At 72.9% G+C, this 19405-nt stretch carries 14 protein-coding genes; 1 reads left to right on the top strand and 13 read right to left on the bottom strand.

Features of this window, described 5'->3' with window-relative positions; genetic code table 11:
• Positions 1 to 25 precede the first annotated feature (25 nt).
• From DB32_RS25720 to DB32_RS25660, 13 genes are all read right to left on the bottom strand, one after another.
• Complete coding sequence (locus tag DB32_RS25720) at positions 26 to 1249, bottom strand: formimidoylglutamate deiminase (protein WP_053235287.1); 1224 nt, start codon at positions 1247 to 1249, stop codon at positions 26 to 28.
• A complete protein-coding gene (locus tag DB32_RS25715) occupies positions 1246 to 2901 on the bottom strand; it encodes an HTTM domain-containing protein (RefSeq protein ID WP_053235286.1) in 1656 nt (551 codons plus the stop codon). Before DB32_RS25715 ends, DB32_RS25720 begins: the two co-directional genes overlap by 4 nt.
• Positions 2901 to 3359 (bottom strand): hypothetical protein, encoded by a 459-nt coding sequence (locus DB32_RS25710; protein ID WP_053235285.1) that lies wholly within the window; start codon positions 3357 to 3359, stop codon positions 2901 to 2903. The genes DB32_RS25715 and DB32_RS25710 overlap by 1 nt, the downstream gene beginning before the upstream one ends.
• 40 nt (positions 3360 to 3399) lie before the next feature.
• Positions 3400 to 4377 (bottom strand): RluA family pseudouridine synthase, encoded by a 978-nt coding sequence (locus DB32_RS25705; RefSeq protein WP_053235284.1) that lies wholly within the window; start codon positions 4375 to 4377, stop codon positions 3400 to 3402.
• Complete coding sequence (locus tag DB32_RS25700) at positions 4374 to 4958, bottom strand: ClpP family protease (RefSeq protein ID WP_053235283.1); 585 nt, start codon at positions 4956 to 4958, stop codon at positions 4374 to 4376. Before DB32_RS25700 ends, DB32_RS25705 begins: the two co-directional genes overlap by 4 nt.
• 64 nt (positions 4959 to 5022) lie before the next feature.
• Positions 5023 to 6681 (bottom strand): formate--tetrahydrofolate ligase, encoded by a 1659-nt coding sequence (locus tag DB32_RS25695; protein ID WP_053235282.1) that lies wholly within the window; start codon positions 6679 to 6681, stop codon positions 5023 to 5025.
• Between the two features lie 71 nt (positions 6682 to 6752).
• A complete protein-coding gene (locus DB32_RS25690) occupies positions 6753 to 8699 on the bottom strand; it encodes a TolB family protein (RefSeq protein WP_053235281.1) in 1947 nt (648 codons plus the stop codon).
• 123 nt (positions 8700 to 8822) lie between these two features.
• Positions 8823 to 10706: a hypothetical protein gene (locus DB32_RS25685; RefSeq protein WP_053235280.1), complete on the bottom strand. Its 1884-nt coding sequence runs from the start codon at positions 10704 to 10706 to the stop codon at positions 8823 to 8825.
• Complete coding sequence (locus DB32_RS25680; RefSeq protein ID WP_053235279.1) at positions 10703 to 12685, bottom strand: glycoside hydrolase family protein; 1983 nt, start codon at positions 12683 to 12685, stop codon at positions 10703 to 10705. The genes DB32_RS25685 and DB32_RS25680 overlap by 4 nt, the downstream gene beginning before the upstream one ends.
• Positions 12686 to 12778: 93 nt before the next feature.
• Positions 12779 to 14815: a hypothetical protein gene (locus DB32_RS25675; protein WP_053235278.1), complete on the bottom strand. Its 2037-nt coding sequence runs from the start codon at positions 14813 to 14815 to the stop codon at positions 12779 to 12781.
• Positions 14812 to 16164 carry a PEGA domain-containing protein gene (locus tag DB32_RS25670; RefSeq protein WP_053235277.1) on the bottom strand — a complete coding sequence of 451 codons (1353 nt, stop codon included), beginning with the start codon at positions 16162 to 16164 and terminating at the stop codon, positions 14812 to 14814. Before DB32_RS25670 ends, DB32_RS25675 begins: the two co-directional genes overlap by 4 nt.
• Positions 16165 to 17835 carry a serine/threonine-protein kinase gene (locus tag DB32_RS25665; protein ID WP_053235276.1) on the bottom strand — a complete coding sequence of 557 codons (1671 nt, stop codon included), beginning with the start codon at positions 17833 to 17835 and terminating at the stop codon, positions 16165 to 16167.
• Between the two features lie 37 nt (positions 17836 to 17872).
• Positions 17873 to 18439 carry a MarR family winged helix-turn-helix transcriptional regulator gene (locus tag DB32_RS25660; RefSeq protein WP_053235275.1) on the bottom strand — a complete coding sequence of 189 codons (567 nt, stop codon included), beginning with the start codon at positions 18437 to 18439 and terminating at the stop codon, positions 17873 to 17875.
• A 202-nt stretch (positions 18440 to 18641) separates the two neighbouring features.
• Here DB32_RS25660 and DB32_RS25655 point away from each other — a divergent pair, with 202 nt between their 5' ends.
• On the top strand, positions 18642 to 19370 hold the full coding sequence (locus DB32_RS25655; RefSeq protein WP_053235274.1) for a sterol desaturase family protein: 729 nt from the start codon (positions 18642 to 18644) through the stop codon (positions 19368 to 19370).
• The last annotated feature ends 35 nt before the right edge of the window (positions 19371 to 19405 follow it).

Genomic DNA, 19405 nt, shown 5'->3' with positions numbered 1-19405 from the left:
TTTCGCGGTCAACCCCTTCGAGGGATCACGAAAGCCCCAGCCGCGCGAGGGCACGCACGTAGCCGGCGCGCGCCTCCGCTTCCGCGACGTGCCGGCCGTCCGCGACGATCGTTCGGCCCGCGACCCGGACCTCGCGCACGCAGCGCGGCGATGCGCCCCAGATCACCGCGTCGGCGCTGGTGCCCGCGCCGACGAGCGCGGGGTCGGTCAGGTCGAGCTGGACCTCGTCGTCGCGCTCCGCGCCGTCCCACCCGATCGACGCGTATCCCTCGCTCGTCAGCGAGGCGAGCAGATCGTCGGCGTCGGCCGCGACGTGGCGCGCCTCGGCGCGGGTGCGATCGTCGAGCTCGACGGCGCGCGCCTCCTCGAAGGGATCGCTGATCGCGTGGCTGTCGGCGCCGGTGCACAGGCGCACGCCGGCCGCGCGCATCGCGGCGACGTCGGCGAGGCCATCGCCGAGATCGCGCTCGGTCGTGCGGCACACGCACGCGAACGAGCGCGCCGCGCCGAGCAGGCGCGCCTCGTGGGGGCGGAGGTGCGTCGCGTGGACCGCGACGAAGCGGGCGTCGAGCACGCCTTCGTCGGCGAGGAGCTCGATCGGACGACGGCGGTGCTCGGCGAGGCACTCGCGGATCTCGCGGCGCTGCTCCGCGACGTGCGCGTGGAGCGGCATCGAGCGAGCGCGGGCGAACGAGGCGCACTCGCGCAGGGTCTCGCGCGGGACGGCGCGCACGCTGTGGGGCGCGATGCCGACGCGCACCCTCGGATCGTTCGCGTAGTGGGCGGCGAGCGCGTCGACGTCGGCGAGCGCGTCGTCGAGGCGCGCGTCGCAGAAGCGGTGCTGTGCGCCCTCGGGCGGACGGTTCGTGCCGGCGCGCTGGTAGACGACGCGCAGCAGCGTGATGCGGACGCCGGCCTCGTGCGCCGCGCGGATCACCGCGTGGGAGAGCGCGAGGCGATCGGCGTACGGCGCGCCGCTCGTGTCGTGGTGCAGGTAGTGGAACTCGCCGACCGCGGTGACGCCCGCGCGCGCGAGCTCGACGAACGCGAAGCGCGAGAGATCGAAGACGTCGTCGGGCGTGACGCGCGCGGCGAGCTCGTACATCAGGCCGCGCCAGCTCCAGAACGAGCCGCTCGTCGCGGCGCGTCGCTGGGTGCGCGCGCGCAGGGCGCGCTGGAACGCGTGCGAGTGCGCGCTCGCGAGGCCGGGCAGGACGAGTCGATCTCCTTCGAGCCGAGTGGGCGTCATCGTTCCTCGCGGCGCGGGCCTTCGGTGCGCACCCGCTCGCGCATCTCGCGCTCTTGCTCCTCGCGGTTCTCGCGCGCCGGTGCGTGGCGGTTCGCGTGCACGTACGCGTCGAGCGCGAGGGCCCACTCGCCGCGCCGGCGGAAGTCGCCGCCCGCGAAGCGCCAGTAGTCGTAGCGGACGTCGTGATGCGGCGCGGGACGACCATCGCGCCCGATCTCGTCGTCACCGCCGAGCACGCGCAGCGAGAACGGGATCATCAGCGCGGCGAGCGCGACCGCGATCGCGGCGTTGCGAACCTCTGCCGCGTGCTCGCGACGGAGCGTGACGTAGAGCCCTGCGCCGAGCAGCGCGACGCCGACGAGCACGCACGCGCCGAGCGCCCCGGGGAGATCGGCGTCCATCCCGACCGGGAGCAGCAGCGCGCCCGCGATCAGCGCGAGCACCGCGGCCATGGGTGGGCTCGCGTCCTCGGCGCGTCGCTCGCGCAGCTCGCGCAGCGGCCACGTGAAGAGCATCACGCCCGCGGAGAGCATCGAAGCCGGCGCGAACGTCGCGATCGCGAGCAGGATCATGTACCAGCTGAACCAGCCGATTTGCAGGCCCATGTACTCGGCGCCGAGGTGGAAGCTCAGCGCGAGCAGGAGCGCGACGAGGGCGATTGCGTCGAGCACGACGCGCAGCGGGCCCCTCGCACGATCGCGCAGCGCGGCCGTCGCGTAGCCCAGCGCGCACGCGATCTGGAGCGCGATCACCGAGTGACCGAGGAACGTCCAGAGCGCGTCGCCCTCGATGCCGAACATCGCGAAGAAGTCGACCGCCTCGGGGATGCGCGCGCCGTTGCGGGTGATGTCGCGGAGCGCGGCGCCGTCGCGCCACTCGGGCTCGGTCTTCGACACCGCGGTGTACGCGTAGACCACGGCCGCGGTGACCCACACGAGCGGCATCGACCACGCGGACGCGCGCGGCACGAGCGAGTGGGGCAGGGCCGCGTCGAGCGCGCCTTCGCGCTGCGCGCGATGGCAGGTCCACGTCATGGCGCCGATGCCGGCGGTGAGCACGAGCGCGCCGAGCGCGAGGCTCGTGCCCGAGGCCCACGCCGCGTAGAGGACGGCCGCGCCGATCACCACGACGACGAAGGCGATCGTCAGCTCGCGGAGGCCGGGGATCGGCGTCGTCGCGGCGGGCTTCGTCTTGCCGCGCTTGGCGTCGACCGGCGTCGCGGCGAGCGCGCCGGGCGCGCCGAAGAGATCCCACGACGAGAGCGGCGGCAGGAACGTGAACGCCAGGAACAAGAGCGAGAGCAGGTAGTGGTGCTGGTAGCTGTCGTGCATCGACGACGACCAGCTCCAGAAGTACACGACCGCGATCACGCCCATGAGCACGCGCGGCGCGCGCGGTGCGAGCGCGACGACGAACGACGCGATCGCGAGCACGAACATCGCGCCGACGTAGAGCTCGGTGGTCGGCGCGGGCAGGAGCTCGAGCGCGCGCGCGTGCGCGACGTTGAAGCCCGCGGTGCCGTAGCGCCACGCAGGGCGCAGGTGATCGGCGATCGCGTCGAACGCGAAGAGGAGCATGAACGTGCGCAGCACGATCCAGCCGCGCACCGCGGGCACCGGCGCGAGCCAGTAGTCCTCGAGCCAGCGACGCATCACTGCGCGCCCTCGCCGAGCTCGCCGCTCGCGCAGTCGATCGTGCGATCGACGCTCGGCAGCGCGCCGCCCGCGGGATCCGTGCACTCGTTGTGGAAGCGCACCGCGCTCAGGCCTTCGCGCGTCTCGCACCGCCAGCGCAGGAACGACTCGACGACCGGCATGCGGTTGCGCTCGAGCAGCGCCATCCACGGCGCGGGGAGCACCTCGCCGAGCGGGATCGGACGCTCGCTCCCGCCCTGCGTCTCGCTCACGCGCATCTGGCAGCGCGCGACGCGCACGGCGGAGAACATGCGCCACGAGAAGCGCTCGTCGTAGCGATCGCCGCCTCGGTAGTAGCGCAGCGGGATCGCGATCATCACGAGCAGCCAGAGGAAGCAGACCGCGGGGATGATCGCGCGCGCGGTGCCGGTCGGCTCGGGGACGACGATGTCGCGATCTCGACGCTCTTCGCTCATGCGATCCGGTCGCGCACGATCGAGCGAAACGCGCGCGCCGTCAACGCTGGCGGAGCGAGGTGAGGCACGCCTCGAAGTCGGGCGGCGGTGCGGCCTCGAAGCGAACGGTCTCGCCGCTGCGCGGGTGCACGAAGCCGAGCGTCGCCGCGTGCAGCATCGGGCGCGGCGCGGTGATGCGCGGGCCCGCGTGATCGCGCACGTACACGGGCTCGCCGACGAGCGGATGGCCCGCCTCGCTCAGGTGGATGCGGATCTGGTGCTGCTTGCCGGTCTCGAGGCGGCACTCGACGAGCGTCGCGCCCCGGAGCGCTTCGATGCGGCGCACGTACGTGACCGCGCGCTTCGCGCTCTCGGGCGGCGGACCCGCGTGACGACGGAAGCGGCCCCACGAGCCGCGCAGTCCGTCGCCGCGATCCTGCACCAGCATCGTCTCGTGCTTCGCGCTCGGCACGTCACCGTGCGCGATCGCGACGTAGCGGCGCTCGACGCTGTGCTCGCGCAGCTGGTCCTCGAGCGCGCGCTTCGCGCTCATGTTGCGCGCGAACACGAGCACGCCCGTCGTGTCCTTGTCGAGCCGCTGCACCACGCCGACCATCGGATCGCGCGCGCCTCCGCCGCGCTCCTGGCGCCGCGCCTTCTCGATGCGCGTCACGAGCGCGCGCACCCGATCGACGAGCGTGTCGCGCTCGCCCGGCTCGAAGGGCACGGTCACCACGCCCGCGGGCTTGTTCACGACGATCACGTCGGCGTCGAGGTGCAGCACCGCGTCGCGCGGGAGCACGCCCTCGGTGCGCTTCGGTGCGGTCGGCGTGACGTCGATCTTCGCGCCGGCCTTCACGCGCATCGCGTCGTCGCGTGCGAGCGCGCCGTCGACGGTCACGCGCCCCGTGCGACACAGGTCGCGTGCGCGTGACCACGGGACCGCTTCACCGCTCGCGGCGCCGAGCGACTCGCGCACGACGGCCGCGAGGGTCGCGCCGTCGTGCGCCGCGTCGACGACGATCGAGACGGTGCTCAACCGAGCTCGTTGCGACGCGTGATGATCTTGTCGACGAGCCCGTACTCCTTGGCGCTCGGCGCGGTGAGCCAGAAGTCGCGCTCGCTGTCGCGCTCGACCGTGTCGAGCGGCTTGCCCGTGCACTCGCTCACGATCGTGTTGTAGCGACGGCGCAGCTCGATGATCTGGCGCGCCGCGATGTCGATGTCGGTCGACTGACCGCGCGCGACGGTCGAGGGCTGGTGCAGCAGGAAGCGCGAGCTCGGGAGCGAGAGGCGCTGGCCCTTCGGCGCCGCGAGGAACACGAGCACCGCCGCCGACGCGACGAGCCCGTTCGCGATCGTGCGCACCGGGCAGCTCGTGAACTTGAGCAGGTCGTACATCGCGAAGCCCGAGTCCGCCGACCCGCCGGGCGAGTTGATCAGCACGTTGATCGGCGCCTTCGGATCCTTCTCCTCGAGCACCAGCAGCGCCGCGGCGAGCTTGCGGTAGAGCAGGTCGCTGACCTCCTCGCCCACCAGGATCGTGCGGCTCTCGAGCAGCCGGTCCTCGATGCGCGGGTTGATGTCGTTGCGCGGCGTCTGGTCCTGATCGTTCGGCATATGTCGTTCGAGACTGGTCGCGCCGGTAGCGCGGTGCAAGAGGCCCTCGTGCGAGGGAGCCTGGTCAATCGTTCTGCATGAGGCCGCGGACGGTGCCGTCGGGCTCGATGCGCACGTTGCGCGCAGCCGGCACCTTGGGCAGGCCCGGCATCGTCATCACGTCGCCGAGCAGCGCGACCACGAAGCCGGCGCCCGCCGAAAGCCGCACCTCGCGCACGGTCACGCGGAACCCGGTGGGGCGGCCCTGCTTCTTGGGATCGTCGGAGACCGAGAGCTGCGTCTTCGCGATGCACACCGGCAACCCGCCGTAGCCGTCCTGCTCGAGCTTCTCGAGCGTCGCCTTCGCGCTCGCGTCGAGGTCCGCGCCGTCCGCGCCGTACACGTTCTTCGCGATCAGATCGATCTTCTTCGCGTAGGGCAGGTCGAGCTCGTACGCGAACTTCGGCGTGAGCGGCTCGTCACGCTCGACGACCGCCGCGACCTTCTCCGCGAGATCCATCGAGCCCGCGCCGCCCTGGGTGTACCCGCGCGACAGCGCGACCGGCGCGCCGAGCGCGGCCGCGCGCTCCGCGACCATCGCGATCTCGCTCTCCGAGTCGTTGTCGAACGCGTTGATCGCCACGACCGACTTGAGCCCGAAGAAACGCGCCGTCTCGAGGTGGCGCTCGAGGTTCGCGATGCCGCGCGCGAGCGCGTCCGGGTCGGGCTTTCCCGCGTCCTTGGGGTCGACGCCGCCGTGGAACTTGAGCGCGCGCAGCGTCGCGACGACGACCACCGCGCTCGGCCAGATGCCCGCGCTGCGGCACTTGATGTCGAGGAACTTCTCGGCGCCGAGATCGAAGCCGAAGCCGCCCTCGGTCACGACGATGTCCGCCTGGTGCATCGCCATCTTCGTCGCGAGCACGCTCGAGCAACCGTGCGCGATGTTCGCGAACGGACCGCCGTGCACCAGCGCGGGGCTGCCCTCCATCGTCTGCGCGAGGTTCGGCAGCAGCGCGTCCTTGAGCAGCGCGGTCAGCGCGGGCGCGGCCTCGAGATCGTCGACCGTCACCGGACGCTGATCGAAGGTGCGCCCGATCACGATGCGCCCGAGGCGACGCTGGAGATCCTCCATCGACTCGGAGAGGCAGAGCACCGCCATGATCTCGCTCGCCGCGGTGATGTCGAACCCGCTCTCGCGCGGCACGCCGCCGTTGCGCCCGCCAAGCCCGATCACGACGTCGCGCAGCGCGCGATCGTTCATGTCCATCGCGCGACGCCACGTGACGCGCCGCGGATCGATCCCGAGCTTGCCGCCGAAGTGGAGCTCGTTGTCCACGAGCGCCGCGAGCAGGTTGTTCGCGCTCGTGATCGCGTGGAGATCGCCCGTGAAGTGCAGGTTGATCTCGTTCGCCGGGACGACCTGCGCCTTGCCGCCCCCGGTGCCTCCGCCCTTCACGCCGAACACCGGGCCGAGCGAGGGCTCGCGCAGCGCGCACACCGCGCTCCGGCCCATGCGCACCAGGCCCATCGTCAGGCCGATCGACGTCGTGGTCTTGCCTTCGCCGGCGGGCGTCGGCGTGATCGCCGAGACGAGCACGACCTTGCCCTTGCCGCGCTTCGGGCGCGAGAGCGCGGCGAGATCGATCTTCGCCTTGTCGCGCCCGTAGGGGATGACGTCGTCGTCGTGGAGGCCGAGATCCTTCGCGACGTCGGTGATCGGACGGAGCGTGCTCTTCGCCATGGCGGCGCGGAGACTACCACCGCGATCCACGGCGCCGCGCTGCGCTTTCGCAGATCAGGGCAGCTGGAGTCTCAGTCGGGACCGGGGTTGCCCACCGACTCGGTCGTCCACACCGCGATGTGGTTCGACGTCGTGAGATCCTGGAAGGGCAGCGCGAACGCCGGGAAGCTCGGATCGTCGCCGCGCGCGACCGCGTCGGGCAGCACGCCCGCCATCCACACGTACGTGCCGCGGTTGCCGCTCTCGTCGTTGCCGCCGGGCGCGGTGCGCAGGCCGTACGCGCGCGTCGACGCGAAGCTCACGTACATCAGCTCGCGATCGCCGAGATCGCCGCTGTCGAGCACGAACGCGAAGGGCGCCATGCGCGGGAACGTGTCGTTGAGATCGACGCGGCCCGTGTCCATCACGCCCGGCGCGCTCAGCTGATCCATGCGCACCGGGGAGCCACCTTCGCGCGGCACCGCCCACACCTTCGCGGTCGGATCGCTGTCGGCGTTGCAGTCGCGGTGCTCGGTGGTGCCGCTCGGGCACGTGCTCTCGTTGAACGTGAGGAAGAGCTCGTCGGGCGACCAGTCCGGGTTGTAGCGGTTGAGCCCGTCGACGCGCGGCACGAGCACGCGCGGCGCGCTCCAGCCGGTGCCGTCGCGCTCGACCATCGCGATCGCGCCGCGCATCGGGCGCTGCGACGTGCTCCCGCTCTGCCCGACGTCGGTGAACGCGATCCAGTTGCCGCTCTCGGGCGACCACGCGGGGTGGCTCACCTCGCGGCCCTCGTTCGGGATCGTCGCGAGCTGCGTCCCGCACCCGCCCGCGCCGTCGCAGCGCACGTCGAAGAGGAACATCCCCATCGTGCCGCGATCGTCGTCGCCGTAGACCGCCGCGAGCTGCGCGCCGTCGGGCGAGAACGACGAGAACTGCAGCACGCGATCGTCGCCCGCGCTCTCGTTCCAGAGCGGCGTGTACGTCTCGAGGTCGTACATCAGCACGCCGCCGCGGTTCTGACCGCCGACCGAGCCGACGATCTTCGTGCCGTCGCGCGAGATCGCGTGGCAGCCGACGCAGCTGCCGCTCTCGGTCTGGCCGGGGCCCATCACGAGCTCGGCTTCGCCGGCCGCGGCGCCGAAGTCGTAGCGGACGATCGCGCCCGGGGACGTGGTCCAGTAGTAGATGGTGCCCGCGAGCGGATCGCGCGCGAAGCGCAGGTCGATGTCGCTCGAGACCGCGACGGCGCTGCCCGTGTCGTCGGTCGCGCGCACCCGCACAGTGAGCGGGAGACCGCCGCGGTTCGTCTCCGCGATGTGCGTCCACGCCGCGCCGGTGGGCTCCCAGATGCAGCCGTCGTCGCGCACGCCCGCGGGTCGCTCGCAGCGCACGTACGCGCGCACGTCGGTCACGTCGTTCGCGAACGCGACCTCGAAGAGCGTGTTGCTCGCGGGGCCGCGCAGCCAGTGCACCTCGACGCGACCGAGGTTCGGCGGAAGCACGACTCCGTCGTTCGGGTAGACGAGCGTCGGCGCGCGCGATGCGTCCTCGGGCCCGTCGAAGAGCGAGCCGGGATCGGTCGGGAGCGCTGGGCCGCCGCTGCTCGGAGGGACGTCGAGCGTGGTGCGCAGCACGACGCGGAGCGCGCCGACCGCGAGGCGCCCGTTCGCGAGCGCCTCGACGCGCGCGCGCCCGCCGTTCGTCGTGACCGACGTGAACGTCGCGCCGGTGAACGCGCCGACGTAGGGAACGCCGCTCGCGCGGAACGTCACGCGCTCGGTGATCTCGCGCTCGCCGGTCTCGCCCTCGAAGGTGCCGAACGCGCGGTACGCCTGGGTCGCCGGGGTGGCGCCCTCGATCGTGATCGTCGCGTCCTCGGGCTCGAGGCGCAGCGTCTGGAGGCCTGCGAGCCCCGGGTCCTCGCTCGTGTCCCCGGGGATCGACCCGTCGTGGAGATCGCCATCGATGTCGCCGCTGCAGTCGCAGCCCGCGAGCGTCGCGAGGGCCAGGCAGGCCGACAGGTACTTCTTGCGCATGGCTCCTCCGCTCGATCCTCGCGAACTCTGAGCGATTCGGGAATGCTGTGCACGTTGCGTACAGCAACGATTCGGGCGCAGTTTCGTCGCGTCGCGTTGTGCTCCAGGCGGAGAAGTATCCGCTCAGCGTACGGGCGCGGGCTGGGTCGCGCGGCGCAGCGCGGTGCGCACGCCGTCGCTCGCGGTGTGGAGCAGCACGAACGTGTCGCCGTCGATCCAGGGCTCGGGATCGAGCACGCCCAGCGCATCCGCGCCCTGGCCCGAGGGCGTGAGCACCGGCGCGCCCTCGTTGCCCTCGCGGAAGAAGCGCAGGTCGATCGAGACGAGCAGCCCGATCGACCATCGCGTGCCGCGACGACCCGCGTAGTAGAGGCGGTAGACGCCGCCCTGGTGCACGAGCGCCGGCGCCGCGACCTCGTCGTGATCGAACGCGCGCGGATCGTCCTCGCGCGCCGAGTGCACCGCGATGGTGCCGCCCTCCGCGATCGATCCGCAGCCGGTGCCGCACACGTCGCCGAGCTCGAACGCGCCGTCCGCCTCCGACCCCGCGCGCAGCAGGACGATCGCGCTCTCGCCGCTCGCGCGGATCGCGCGCGCCGCGACGTACAGCGCGCTGCCGGCGCGCACCGCGCTCGCGCCGTCGAGCTCCACCACGTCGCCCTCCGGATCGACGATCGGGAGCGTGACGAGGTTCCGCATCGTCTCGAGATCGAACGTGTCCGCCCAGTCCGCGCCGCCCTCGATGCGCACGACGCGACGCCGTCCCTCCGCGTCGAGCGCGGTCGCGAGGAGGAGCCAGCGGTCCTCCAGCGGGACGAGGTGCGGATCGCGCAGGCCGAACGGGAGCTGATCGTCGGGGCTCAGCACCGCGCCGCCGTCGAGCGGGACGAACCCGCCCGCGCCGTCGGGACGTGCGAGCCAGATCGCACCGCCCGCCGCGAACGCGAGGCGCGTCGCGCTCTCCGGCGCGTCCTCGGGGCGTGCGATCGATGGTGCGCGCTCGCTGCCCGAGACCCACGGCACGCTGCCGCTCGGCGCGAGCGGGCTCGTCGCGCGCGCGAGCGCGTCGGGGATGTCGCAGCCGCTCGACTCGATCGCGAGCGACACGAGGCGCGCGGGCGCTTCGCTCGACGCGCCGCGGTTGGTGGTGCGCCCGTGCACGACCACGCGGAGCGCGGCGTCGGGCAGCGCAGCGGCGACGCGCGCTTCGAGGATCCCGGGCATGTCGCTGCTCAGTGAGACGACGCCCGACGGGTCGACGGTGAGCACGTAGTCGTGCGGCGCGTCGTCGGGGAGCGGCGTCGTCCACGCGACCGCGCCGCCGACGAGCAGCGACACGTCGCCGCGCGAGCCGCTCACGAGCAGGCCGGTCACGCCGCGCACGCTGGGCCCGATCGCGTCGTCGTTCGCGAGGGAGACCGCGACCGCGTCGATGCATCCGTCGCAGCTCGTCGGCGCGGCGATGCGCGCGCGCACCGTCACGCGCGCGGTGCGCGGGTGCACCTCGCCCTCGAGCACGATGCCGCTGTCGCTCGACTCACCGCCGTTCGGTACGAGCGCGCCCTCCGCGTCGACGATCGGCTCGGGGCCGCCGAAGACACGCGCGCTCGCGAGCGCGCTGCATGCCGATGCGGCACCGCCCGCGCACGCAGCGAGGCTCGGGAGCGCGGTGCCCGGGAGCCTCGCGTTGCAGCACGCGTCGCTCGCGACTCCGACGCAGCACACGGCGGTCGCGCCGCAGCCGGGATCGGCGCAGTCGAGCCCGCCGACCGCGTCGTTGTCGAGGCCGTCGAAGCACTCGGCCGCGTTGTCGAGGCCTTCACGACCGGGAGACGCACCCCCCGCGTCGGTGCCCGAGCCTCCATCGTGCTCGGGTGGCGCCGGCCCGGCGTCGTTCCCCGCCATCACGCTGGCATCGGTCGGGCCGTGAGGATCGCGGTCGGCGCCCGCCGCCGTGCATCCCACGAGCGACGCGATCACGAGCAGCGATGCAGCGCGCGCGCTCACGGCACGGCTCCCTGGGGGATCGCGTGGCGTGCGAGCCCGATCGCGTCGCGCACTCCGTCGCTCCCCGTGTAGTAGAGGCGCAGCTCCGCGCCGTCGACGACCGGCGCGGGATCGTTGGTCGAGAGGGCGTCGAAGCCCGCGCCCGAGCCCGCGAGGATCGCGCGCCCGTCGTTGCCCTCGCGCCAGTGCACGCCGTCCTGCGAGAGCATCACGCCGATCGACCAGCGCGTGCCGCGACGCCCTGCGTAGTAGAGGCGCAGCACGCCGCCGTACTCGATCAGCGCGGGGGCCGCGACCTCGTCGCAGTCGAAGTCGGTCGCGATGCCGGTCGCCCGACGCACCACGTGGCCGTCCTCGCGGACCTCGCCCGCGCTCGGGTCGTAGATCGTCGTGTCGGCGGGGAAGGGCGCCCCGCTCTCGTCGACCGCGAACAGCGCGACCTCGCTCGTGCCGTCCGCATCGCGCCGGCGCGCGGCGAGCAGCGTGCGACCGCTCGCGGTGCGGATCACGGACGGCGAGTCCCACGCGACAGTCGTGTCGAGCTCGCTCGTCGGCGCGAGCACGCGCTCCGGCGCGCCCATCGCGAGCGAGTCCGCCGTGCCGCCGACGGCGCGCGCGATCGACGTCGTGCCGTCGTCGGCGATCGCGGTGAACCAGAGCTGCCAGCGGCGATCGGCGCCGCGCAGGAGCGCGGGATCCGCCACGGCTGCGAGCCACGGCGCATCACCGGGCGCGATCATCGCGCTCTCGGGATCGCCGGGATCCGCGAGCGCGCGGAACCGGCCGCCGTCGATGCCCGCCGCGGCGTGGATGCGGCCCTGGTAGAGGAACGCCATCCGCGCGCGACGCTCGCCGCCCTGATCGTCGTAGGTCACGACCGAGGGCGCGCGCGTGCGCTCGCCGCTCGACCACCACGGATCGATCGCGTCGGGCAGGATCACGTCGTTGCCGCGCTCGAGCGACGCAGGCGCGTCGCAGGTGCCCTCGCTCACCTCGAGCCGACGCAGGTGCGCAGGGGGCGGATCGCTCGGCCCGCGGTTCGACGCGCGCCCCCACGCGATCACGCGCGCCGGGCCGCGCGGCGCGTAGCGCACGCCGCCGAAGATCGACGTCCACGGGCCGGTCGGACCGCTCGTCGACGCGCTCACGTCGACGCGCCCGCTCGTGCTCGTCGCGAGCTCGTAGGTGATCGCGTCACGCGGCCCGGCCCCCAGCATCGCCCGCACGTCGGCGAGGGGCACCGCGCGCGACACCGCGCCACCGACGACCAGCCGCAGCTCGCCGCTCGCGGCGCTCACGAGGAACGCGACGTCGGCGTCGACCAGCGACGTGGTGCCGAGCGTCGCCGCGCTCGACGTCAGCCCCACCGCGACCGAGTCGAGGCAGCCGTCGCACGCGTCCTCCGCCTCGACGCTCGCGAGGATCGAGAGGCGTGACACCCGCGGGTCGACGCTGCCGCCGAGCACGAGCCCGCTGTCGTAGCGATCGCCGCCGTTCGGGTAGAACGCGAAGTCGCGCAGCTCGGGCGACGGGCTCCCGAAGAGCGTCGCGCCGGGCGCGCACGCGAGCAGCGCGTCGCTCCCCGTGCCGCTGCACTCGGAGAACGCGACGACGCGCGGCGTCGCGGGACGGCAGCAGGACTCCGACGATCGACCGACGCAACACACGGGCGTGGACGCGCAGTCGGGGTCGTCGCAGTCGAGCTCGGCGTCGCCGTCACCGTCGACGAAGTCGAAGCACCCCGCGCCGCTGGGCGGGCTGTCTTCGCCGGGGTAGGCCGGGGCTCCCGCGTCGTCGGTGCCGGCCCCGGCGTCCGCCCGTGGCCACCCGCCCGCGTCGGTGGCACCTGCACCGCCGTCGGGCACGTCGATCGCCGAGCCGTCGGTGTCGTCGTCGCAGCCGAGCGCGAGCGGCATCGCCAGCGCCGAGGTGGCGAGCGCGAACCCGAGGATCGTGGCGCTACGGGAGCGGTGCTGCATCGCGGATCACCCGGGAGCGGAGCGCGCCGATCTCACTCTGGCACACGCAACGCGCCCCGAGCTCGCTCATCAGATTGTGTGCCAGCGACTCGCTCACTGCGGCCAGACCTGATCGAGCGGCAGGAGCGTGTGTCGTACCTCGGTCGCGGTGGTGATCGTTCGTCCGACCAGGAGCCGCACGCGCTGCGGCGAGTTCGCGATGCGCGCGGCGGCGATCGACTCGATGTCGCAGCGCCCGGGGCACGCACCGAGCACGGGATCGCTCGCGCGCAGCACCGGGTTCGCGGCGTAGGGCACGAAGCGCGGCGGCTCGTCGCGCGGCGCGGCGGACTCCGCGAACGCGACGCTGGTGCGTCCCGCGAGATCGCGCGCGACGACCCAGAGCCGATGGATCGCGAGGTCCTCGTCGTCGTTGGGGAACCACGACGCGCCGTCCGCGCCGCGCAGCGTGATCGCGGCGATGTCGCCGAAGTCGTCGGCGTCGAGCACGACCTCGCTCGGCAGCGTCGCGCGCACGCCGCCGTCGACGTCGACGCGCGCCATGCGGATCTCGCGGAGCGTGCCGGTGCGCTCGCACCCGTAGAGCAGCCAGAACGTCGTCGTCGGGTGCGGCCCCGCGGGGAGCAGCAGCGGGTCGCGCAGCGAGGTGCATCCGCCGCCCTCGGTGTCGGGGCGGAGCACGGGCATCGCATCGTCGGCGACGAAGAACGGGCTGAGGCCCATCGGGTGCAGATCGATGCCGAAGCGCCGCCCGTTCGAGCCGTCGAGCTCGCGCGCCGCCGCGAGCCAGCCTTGCGTCGAGCGCTCGATCGAGCGCGTCTCTTCGTCGAGCGGCACGTACAGCGCCGGCTCGCGCACGCTCGAGAGCGGCGGGCACGCGGCGCCCACGCACTGCGGAGGGCTCACGCCGAGCACCGGCGCGCCGAGCGCGTCGCGCGAGGTCCACGCCGCGAGGCCCTCGTCGTCGCTCGTCGTCGCGCCGCCGATCGCGAAGCGCACCGGCGCCGAGAGCTCGTTCGTGCGCGGCACGTTCGTCGCGTCGAAGTACACGTCCCACGCGTCGTCGACACCGACGAAGTAGCTGCCGAGCGTCGGCGCCCCGACGCCGCCTGCCGCCCACGCGTCCGCCGCGCGCAGCGCGGTGTGATCGAGCCCGGTGCTCGCGCCTTCGATCGTGCGGAAATTACTCGGGTTTGCGCACTCGTACGGATCGCTGCCCACCGCGTCGACGTCGACGTAGTTGCCCCGCCCTTCGAGCGCGACGTAGAGCCCGCGCACCGCCGCGCATCCGAAGCCCTCGCCGGCGAGGTGCTCGCGCGGGATGAGCGCACGACGTCCACCGTCGTCGCTGTCGGCGAACACGTCCCAGGTGTCGACGCCGGTCTGCGCGACGAGCACGCGCGCGAAGATCCACGCGGCGCCGCCCGACACGCCCGGCGAGAGCTCGATCGTGACGTTCACGTCGTCGATGCCGAACGACTGCGGCGCGGTGTCGATCACGCGCCCCGCGCGGCGCACCTCGACGATGCGATCACGGTACACCCGCACCGAGAGCTCGTCGGGCAGCGACGCGCCGCGCGCCATGTCGGGCACGGCGGTGAGCACGATGCTCGCGTACTCGCAGCCCTCGCGCGTGGCGCACGCGGTGCCGCGCGGTGCGCGCAGCGTCGCGGTGATCGACATCCCGAGATCGACCGGCAGGCACTCGACGTAGCGGAGGCCGCGCGGATCGCCGGTGCCGAAGCTCGAGACCACGTCGTCGGTGGTCTCGCGCTGGATCGCCGGAGGCACGCCGATCGGCAGGGACACCCAGTCGAGCGAGTCGGTCGCGAACTCCGAGACGACGCTCTCACCGCCCGAGCCGCAGCACTCGAGCTCGCGGCCGCAGTCGAAGTCGTTGCAGTCGACGAGCCCGTCGCAGTCGTCGTCCTCGCCGTTGTCGCACGTGCGCTCGAACTGCTGGTCGGTGCGGCACCCGCCGTCGCCGGCATCCTCGCCCGCGTCGCCCGCGTCCTCCCACTGGCTCGTGTCCGGCGCGTCCATGCCGGCGTCGCGCTCGATCAGCGATCGATCGGGCATCAAGCACCCGACGAGCGCGAGCGCGGCGCACGCGAGCCCGGCGCGCGTCACAGCCGACCTCCGACGCTCAACACCGCGCCGCCCTCGACCGGGACCGGCGCGACGACGAGCTCACCGACCGACTCCTCGTCGCTCCGTCCGTCGGCGATCAGCAGCACGATCTCGGTCGCGATCACCGCCGCCGCGACGCCCCACGCGGTGTACGCGGCGTACGCCCACGCCTCGACCTCGTCGGCGTTCTCCTCGGTGTGCGCCGAGTCCCAGCGCTCGTCCGCGACGAACCAGCCGATCGCCGTCGTCGCCACCGCGATCGTCGAGAGCCCTCCCGCGACGCCCATCACGATGCGCGGCGCGAGCAGCGAGTCCCCGCGTTGCGGCGCGAGCGACACCCGGAGCGCGCGGCGATCGCCGGTCGCGAACGTGTGGCGCGTCGTGTACGGCAGGTGCCCGTCGGCCTCGACGACGATCTCGTGCGCGCCGCTCGTCACCGGCGCGCGCACCGCCGTGCCGCCCCCGACGACGAGGCCGTCGACCATCACGCGCGCCGCGGGCTCGCTGGTGACCACGAGCAGCGCGCCCTCGCGCCGCGCGAGGCCCGCCGCCGCGGTCGCGAGATCGATCACCATCGGCGCCGCGCCCGGCAGCACCTCGAAGCGCCGCTCGATCGGCGCCGCGCCCTCCGGCTCGAGCCGCGCGACGTGCGTGCCCGGCGCGATCTCGACGTGCGCGCCCGCGGCGATCGGCTCTCCGTCGAGCGTGAGGCGCACGTCGGGCGGCGCGAGCACCTGCACCGAGGCCGGCGCGCCCTCGAGCGTCGCGCTCACCGGCGTCGTGGTGCCCACGGTCGCGGCGACCTGCACCTCCGCGTCGCGATATCCGCTCGCGCGCAGCCACACGCGATGGTCGCCCGCGCTCACCGCGTACTCGAGCGGCGTGCGCCCGCGCGCCGCGAGATCGCGTCGATCGATCCACACCTCGGCGCCGCTCGGCGCGCTCGTGATCGCGAGCACCGCGACGTGCGGCCGCAGCGCGTCGAGCCGGCGCGTGCCCTCGGCGCGATCACTCTCGCTCAGCCCCGCGACGCCGACGTACTCGAACAGATAGTTGAACGCGTCCTCGCGCCGCTCGAGCAGCTCGGCGGCCAGCGACGCGTTGAACAGCACGTTGCGGCTCCGCACGATGCGGAGGCTCGCGACGTAGTCGGCGAGCGCGGCTTCGAGCTCGCGCGTGCGTCGCTCCCCGCGCAATCGCGTCGCGGCCTGGAGGTGCTGGTTGCCGCTCGCGAAGAGCGCCCCCGCCTCGGCCGTGTCGTCGGCGTGCACCGCGCGTGGCGCGCCGGCCATCAGCGCGAGCGCGACGACGAAGGCGAGCGCGCGCGCCCGCCGAACCCCCCAACGCATTCAGAGCTCCGTCTTCATGGGAAGCGAAGAGACCGACGATCCCGAGCCGCCGCGGATCGCGCGACGGCGAAGCCTCACCGACACCCGCGCGCCCGCCGCGGGCACGAGCACCTCTTCCTCGTCGACGTACCCGTCGTGGTGGAAGACGAGCGTGAGCGGTGCACCGATCGGCAGATCCGCGAAGAGCGGCGTCGTCCCGAGCACGCGCTCGCCGACGCGCACTTCCGCGCCGGTCGGCGTCGAGTCGAGCGCGACCTCCGCGACGCGCGCGGGATCGGTCTCGGGCTCGCGGACCTCCGGCTCGGCGACCTCGGGCGCGCGGATCTCCGGCTCGGTGATCGCGGGCTGCGGCGCGCTCGCGATCGTCGGCGGGGGCGCCTCGGGCTCGCCCGCCATCGCGCTCGCGACGAGCGCGATCGCCGCGAGCGCGACGAGCGCTCCACCGACCCACGCCGCCATCGGCACGCGCGTCGTGGGCGGCGCCGGGATCGACTCCGTGGAGCGCTGCTCGCGCGCCGGCGGCGGCGCGTCGAGCGTCACGGCGGGGCTCGGCCTCACCTCGCGCGCGACGTCGATGTTCACGCTCCGCGGAGGCAACGACGCCGTGGTCGGCACCGCCACGTCCGGCGCCGCCATCCGCAGCGCCTCCGCGAGCTCCTCCATCGTCTGGAAGCGCTCCTCGCGCTTCTTCGCGAGCGCGCGCAGCACCACCGCCTCGACCTCGTCGGGGATGAAGACGTTCGGGTTCCGCTGCTTCGGCGGCTGCGCCGGCTCGTTGCCGTGCTTCCAGAGGAGCTCGAAGTAGTTCCGCCCCTCGAACGGCGGCGAGCCCGTCAGCATCTCGTACAGCATCACGCCGAGCGCGTAGACGTCGACGCGCCGATCGATCTCCGCCTCTCCGCGCGCCTGCTCGGGCGACATGTAGAGCGGCGTCCCGACCAGCTGGCCGGTGCGCGTCATCTTCACTTGCTCGGCGTCCGCGCTCTTCACCTTCGAGATGCCGAAGTCGAGCACCTTCGCGCGCTCCGCGTCGCCCTTCTTCGCGAGGTAGACGTTCTCGGGCTTCAGGTCGCGGTGCACGATGTCGTGCTGGTGCGCCTTCGCGAGCGCTGCCGCGATCTGATGCGCGATCGCGAGCGCTTCGTGCAGCGGGAGCGGCCCGCGCGCGACGCGCTCGGCGAGGCTCTCGCCCCGCAGGTACTCCATCACGATGAAGACCGCGCCGTCGGCGTAGCGATCGAAGCTGATGACCTCGACGATGTTGTCGTGCTCGATCGAGCTCGCCGCGATCGCTTCCTGCTTGAGCCGCTCGACCGCCGTCGCGTTCTGCGCGACGCCCGCCGAGAGCACCTTCACCGCGTACTGCTTGCCGAGGTGCACGTGGCGCACGGCGTACACCGCGCCCATCCCGCCCTCGCCGATCTTGCCCTCGACGCGATACACGTTCGAGAGCACGCGGCCGATCCACGGATCCACCGCGCGCTCCTCGTCGACGAGCGTCGGCATCCGCGGGGTGTCGCGCACGTCGCCGGCGCCGAGCGCCGTGGTCGCGAAGCCCGGATGGCCTTCCGCCGGATCGAGATCCATCCCGTCGCGCGTGTCCTCGAGCCGCGTGCGGTCGCGATCGTCCTCGCGGAGCGGGCGCGCGGGATCGAGGGAGTCGTCGGACATCCGAGCCCCGCGATCCTATACGGGCCTGCCGCGCCGGTCACGCCCGAGGAGGCTCGCTCGCCTCGGCCTCGGCGTGGCCGTTCGCGGCGCGACGGCGGGAGCGGCGCTTGCGGTCGGTCTCGCGATCCATCGTCGAGCGCACGGCCTTGTCGAGGAGCTGCACGAGGAACATCGCCTCCTCGTCGGTGAAGCCCGTCACCATGTTCCGCACCGCGGAGTCGACGAGCGGCGAGAGCGACTCCTCGAGCGCGCGCCCCTTCGCGGTCAGGCGCACCAGGCGACGACGGCGATCGCGCGCGTCGACCTTGATCGTGACCTGCTTGTCCTTCGCCATGCGCGCGACGAGGCGGCTCACCCCCGCGGCGTCGAGGCCGGCGTCCAGCGTCAGCTCCTGCTGCGAGAGCGGGCCCTCCGCCGTCGCGAGGCGGAAGAGCACGTGGTACTGCGGCACGGTCGCGCCGAGGGGTGTCAGCACGCGGCTCATCTCGTTGATGACGACGCGGCGGAGATACGCGAACCGCCAAGCGATCTCGCGGATCACGTAGCGCGTCGTCGGATCGGTGAGGATGCCGGCGGCGATGGACGTCTCGCTCGTGGTCTCCAAGAGTTCTTCCTAGCGAAAAGGGTAGTAGCGGGAGGTCGGAGGTGAGAATGGAGTGAGCTTCGGCGTCGTGCGCGGCTCGCCATCGAGTGAGGCCACGCATCGACCGAGGCCGATGCCGCGACACGGGCCCCATCGCGCGTTTGCGACGGAAGTCGCGCGCATGCTACCCCTCCGCCGACCTGAACGTCGACGTCGGAGCAACATGGGCCTGCTGGATCTCACGCAAGAGTGCCTCGATGCGGCGGAGGGCAAGATGCCCGAGCCGACGCCCGGTCCGAACGGGAAGCGCGGCAAGCCGCCCAACCGGATCCAGGTGTTCAAGAACCAGTTCCTCGAGAAGTGGTTCGCCCAGGCCCACCCGATCACGCCCGGCATCTGGTTCGGGCCGTTCGTCGTGTGGGGGCTCTGGTCGGGCGCCCAGGCGTTCGGGCTCGGCGTGATCCCGCTCTTCGCGGCGGGCTTCCTGATCACGACGTTCATCGAGTACTGCCTGCACCGCTGGATCTTCCACTTCGTCCCGAAGAACGAGAAGCAGCGCCTGCAGCACTTCCTGCTGCACGGGTACCACCACGAGTTCATGAACGACCCGATGCGGCTCGTGCTCCCGCCGATCGGGATCTGGCCGTTCGCGGCGATCGTCGCGGGCATCTGGTACCTCGTGTTCGGCGCGTACTGGTTCCCGATCTTCGCGGGCACCGCGGCGGGCTACATCGCGTACGACTGGGTCCACTACTACACGCACTACTTCAACCCGAAGGGTGGCGTGGGCCGGTGGCTGAAGCGCTACCACATGCTCCACCACCACGACTCGCCGAACCATCGCTACGGCATCACCTCGCCGCTGTGGGACTTCGTCTTCGGCACGTACCTGCCGCTGAACAAGATGGCGCGGCAGGCCGGGCGACACGCAGCGCCGACGGCCGAGAGCTGAGAACGAAGGGCTGGTCTCCGGACCGGCCCTTCGTC

The sequence above is a fragment of the Sandaracinus amylolyticus genome (assembly GCF_000737325.1).
Lineage (GTDB): Bacteria > Myxococcota_A > Polyangia > Polyangiales > Sandaracinaceae > Sandaracinus > Sandaracinus amylolyticus.
The sequence above is the reverse complement of the archived record's forward strand: the minus strand, read 5'-3'. Positions and strand labels throughout refer to the sequence as shown.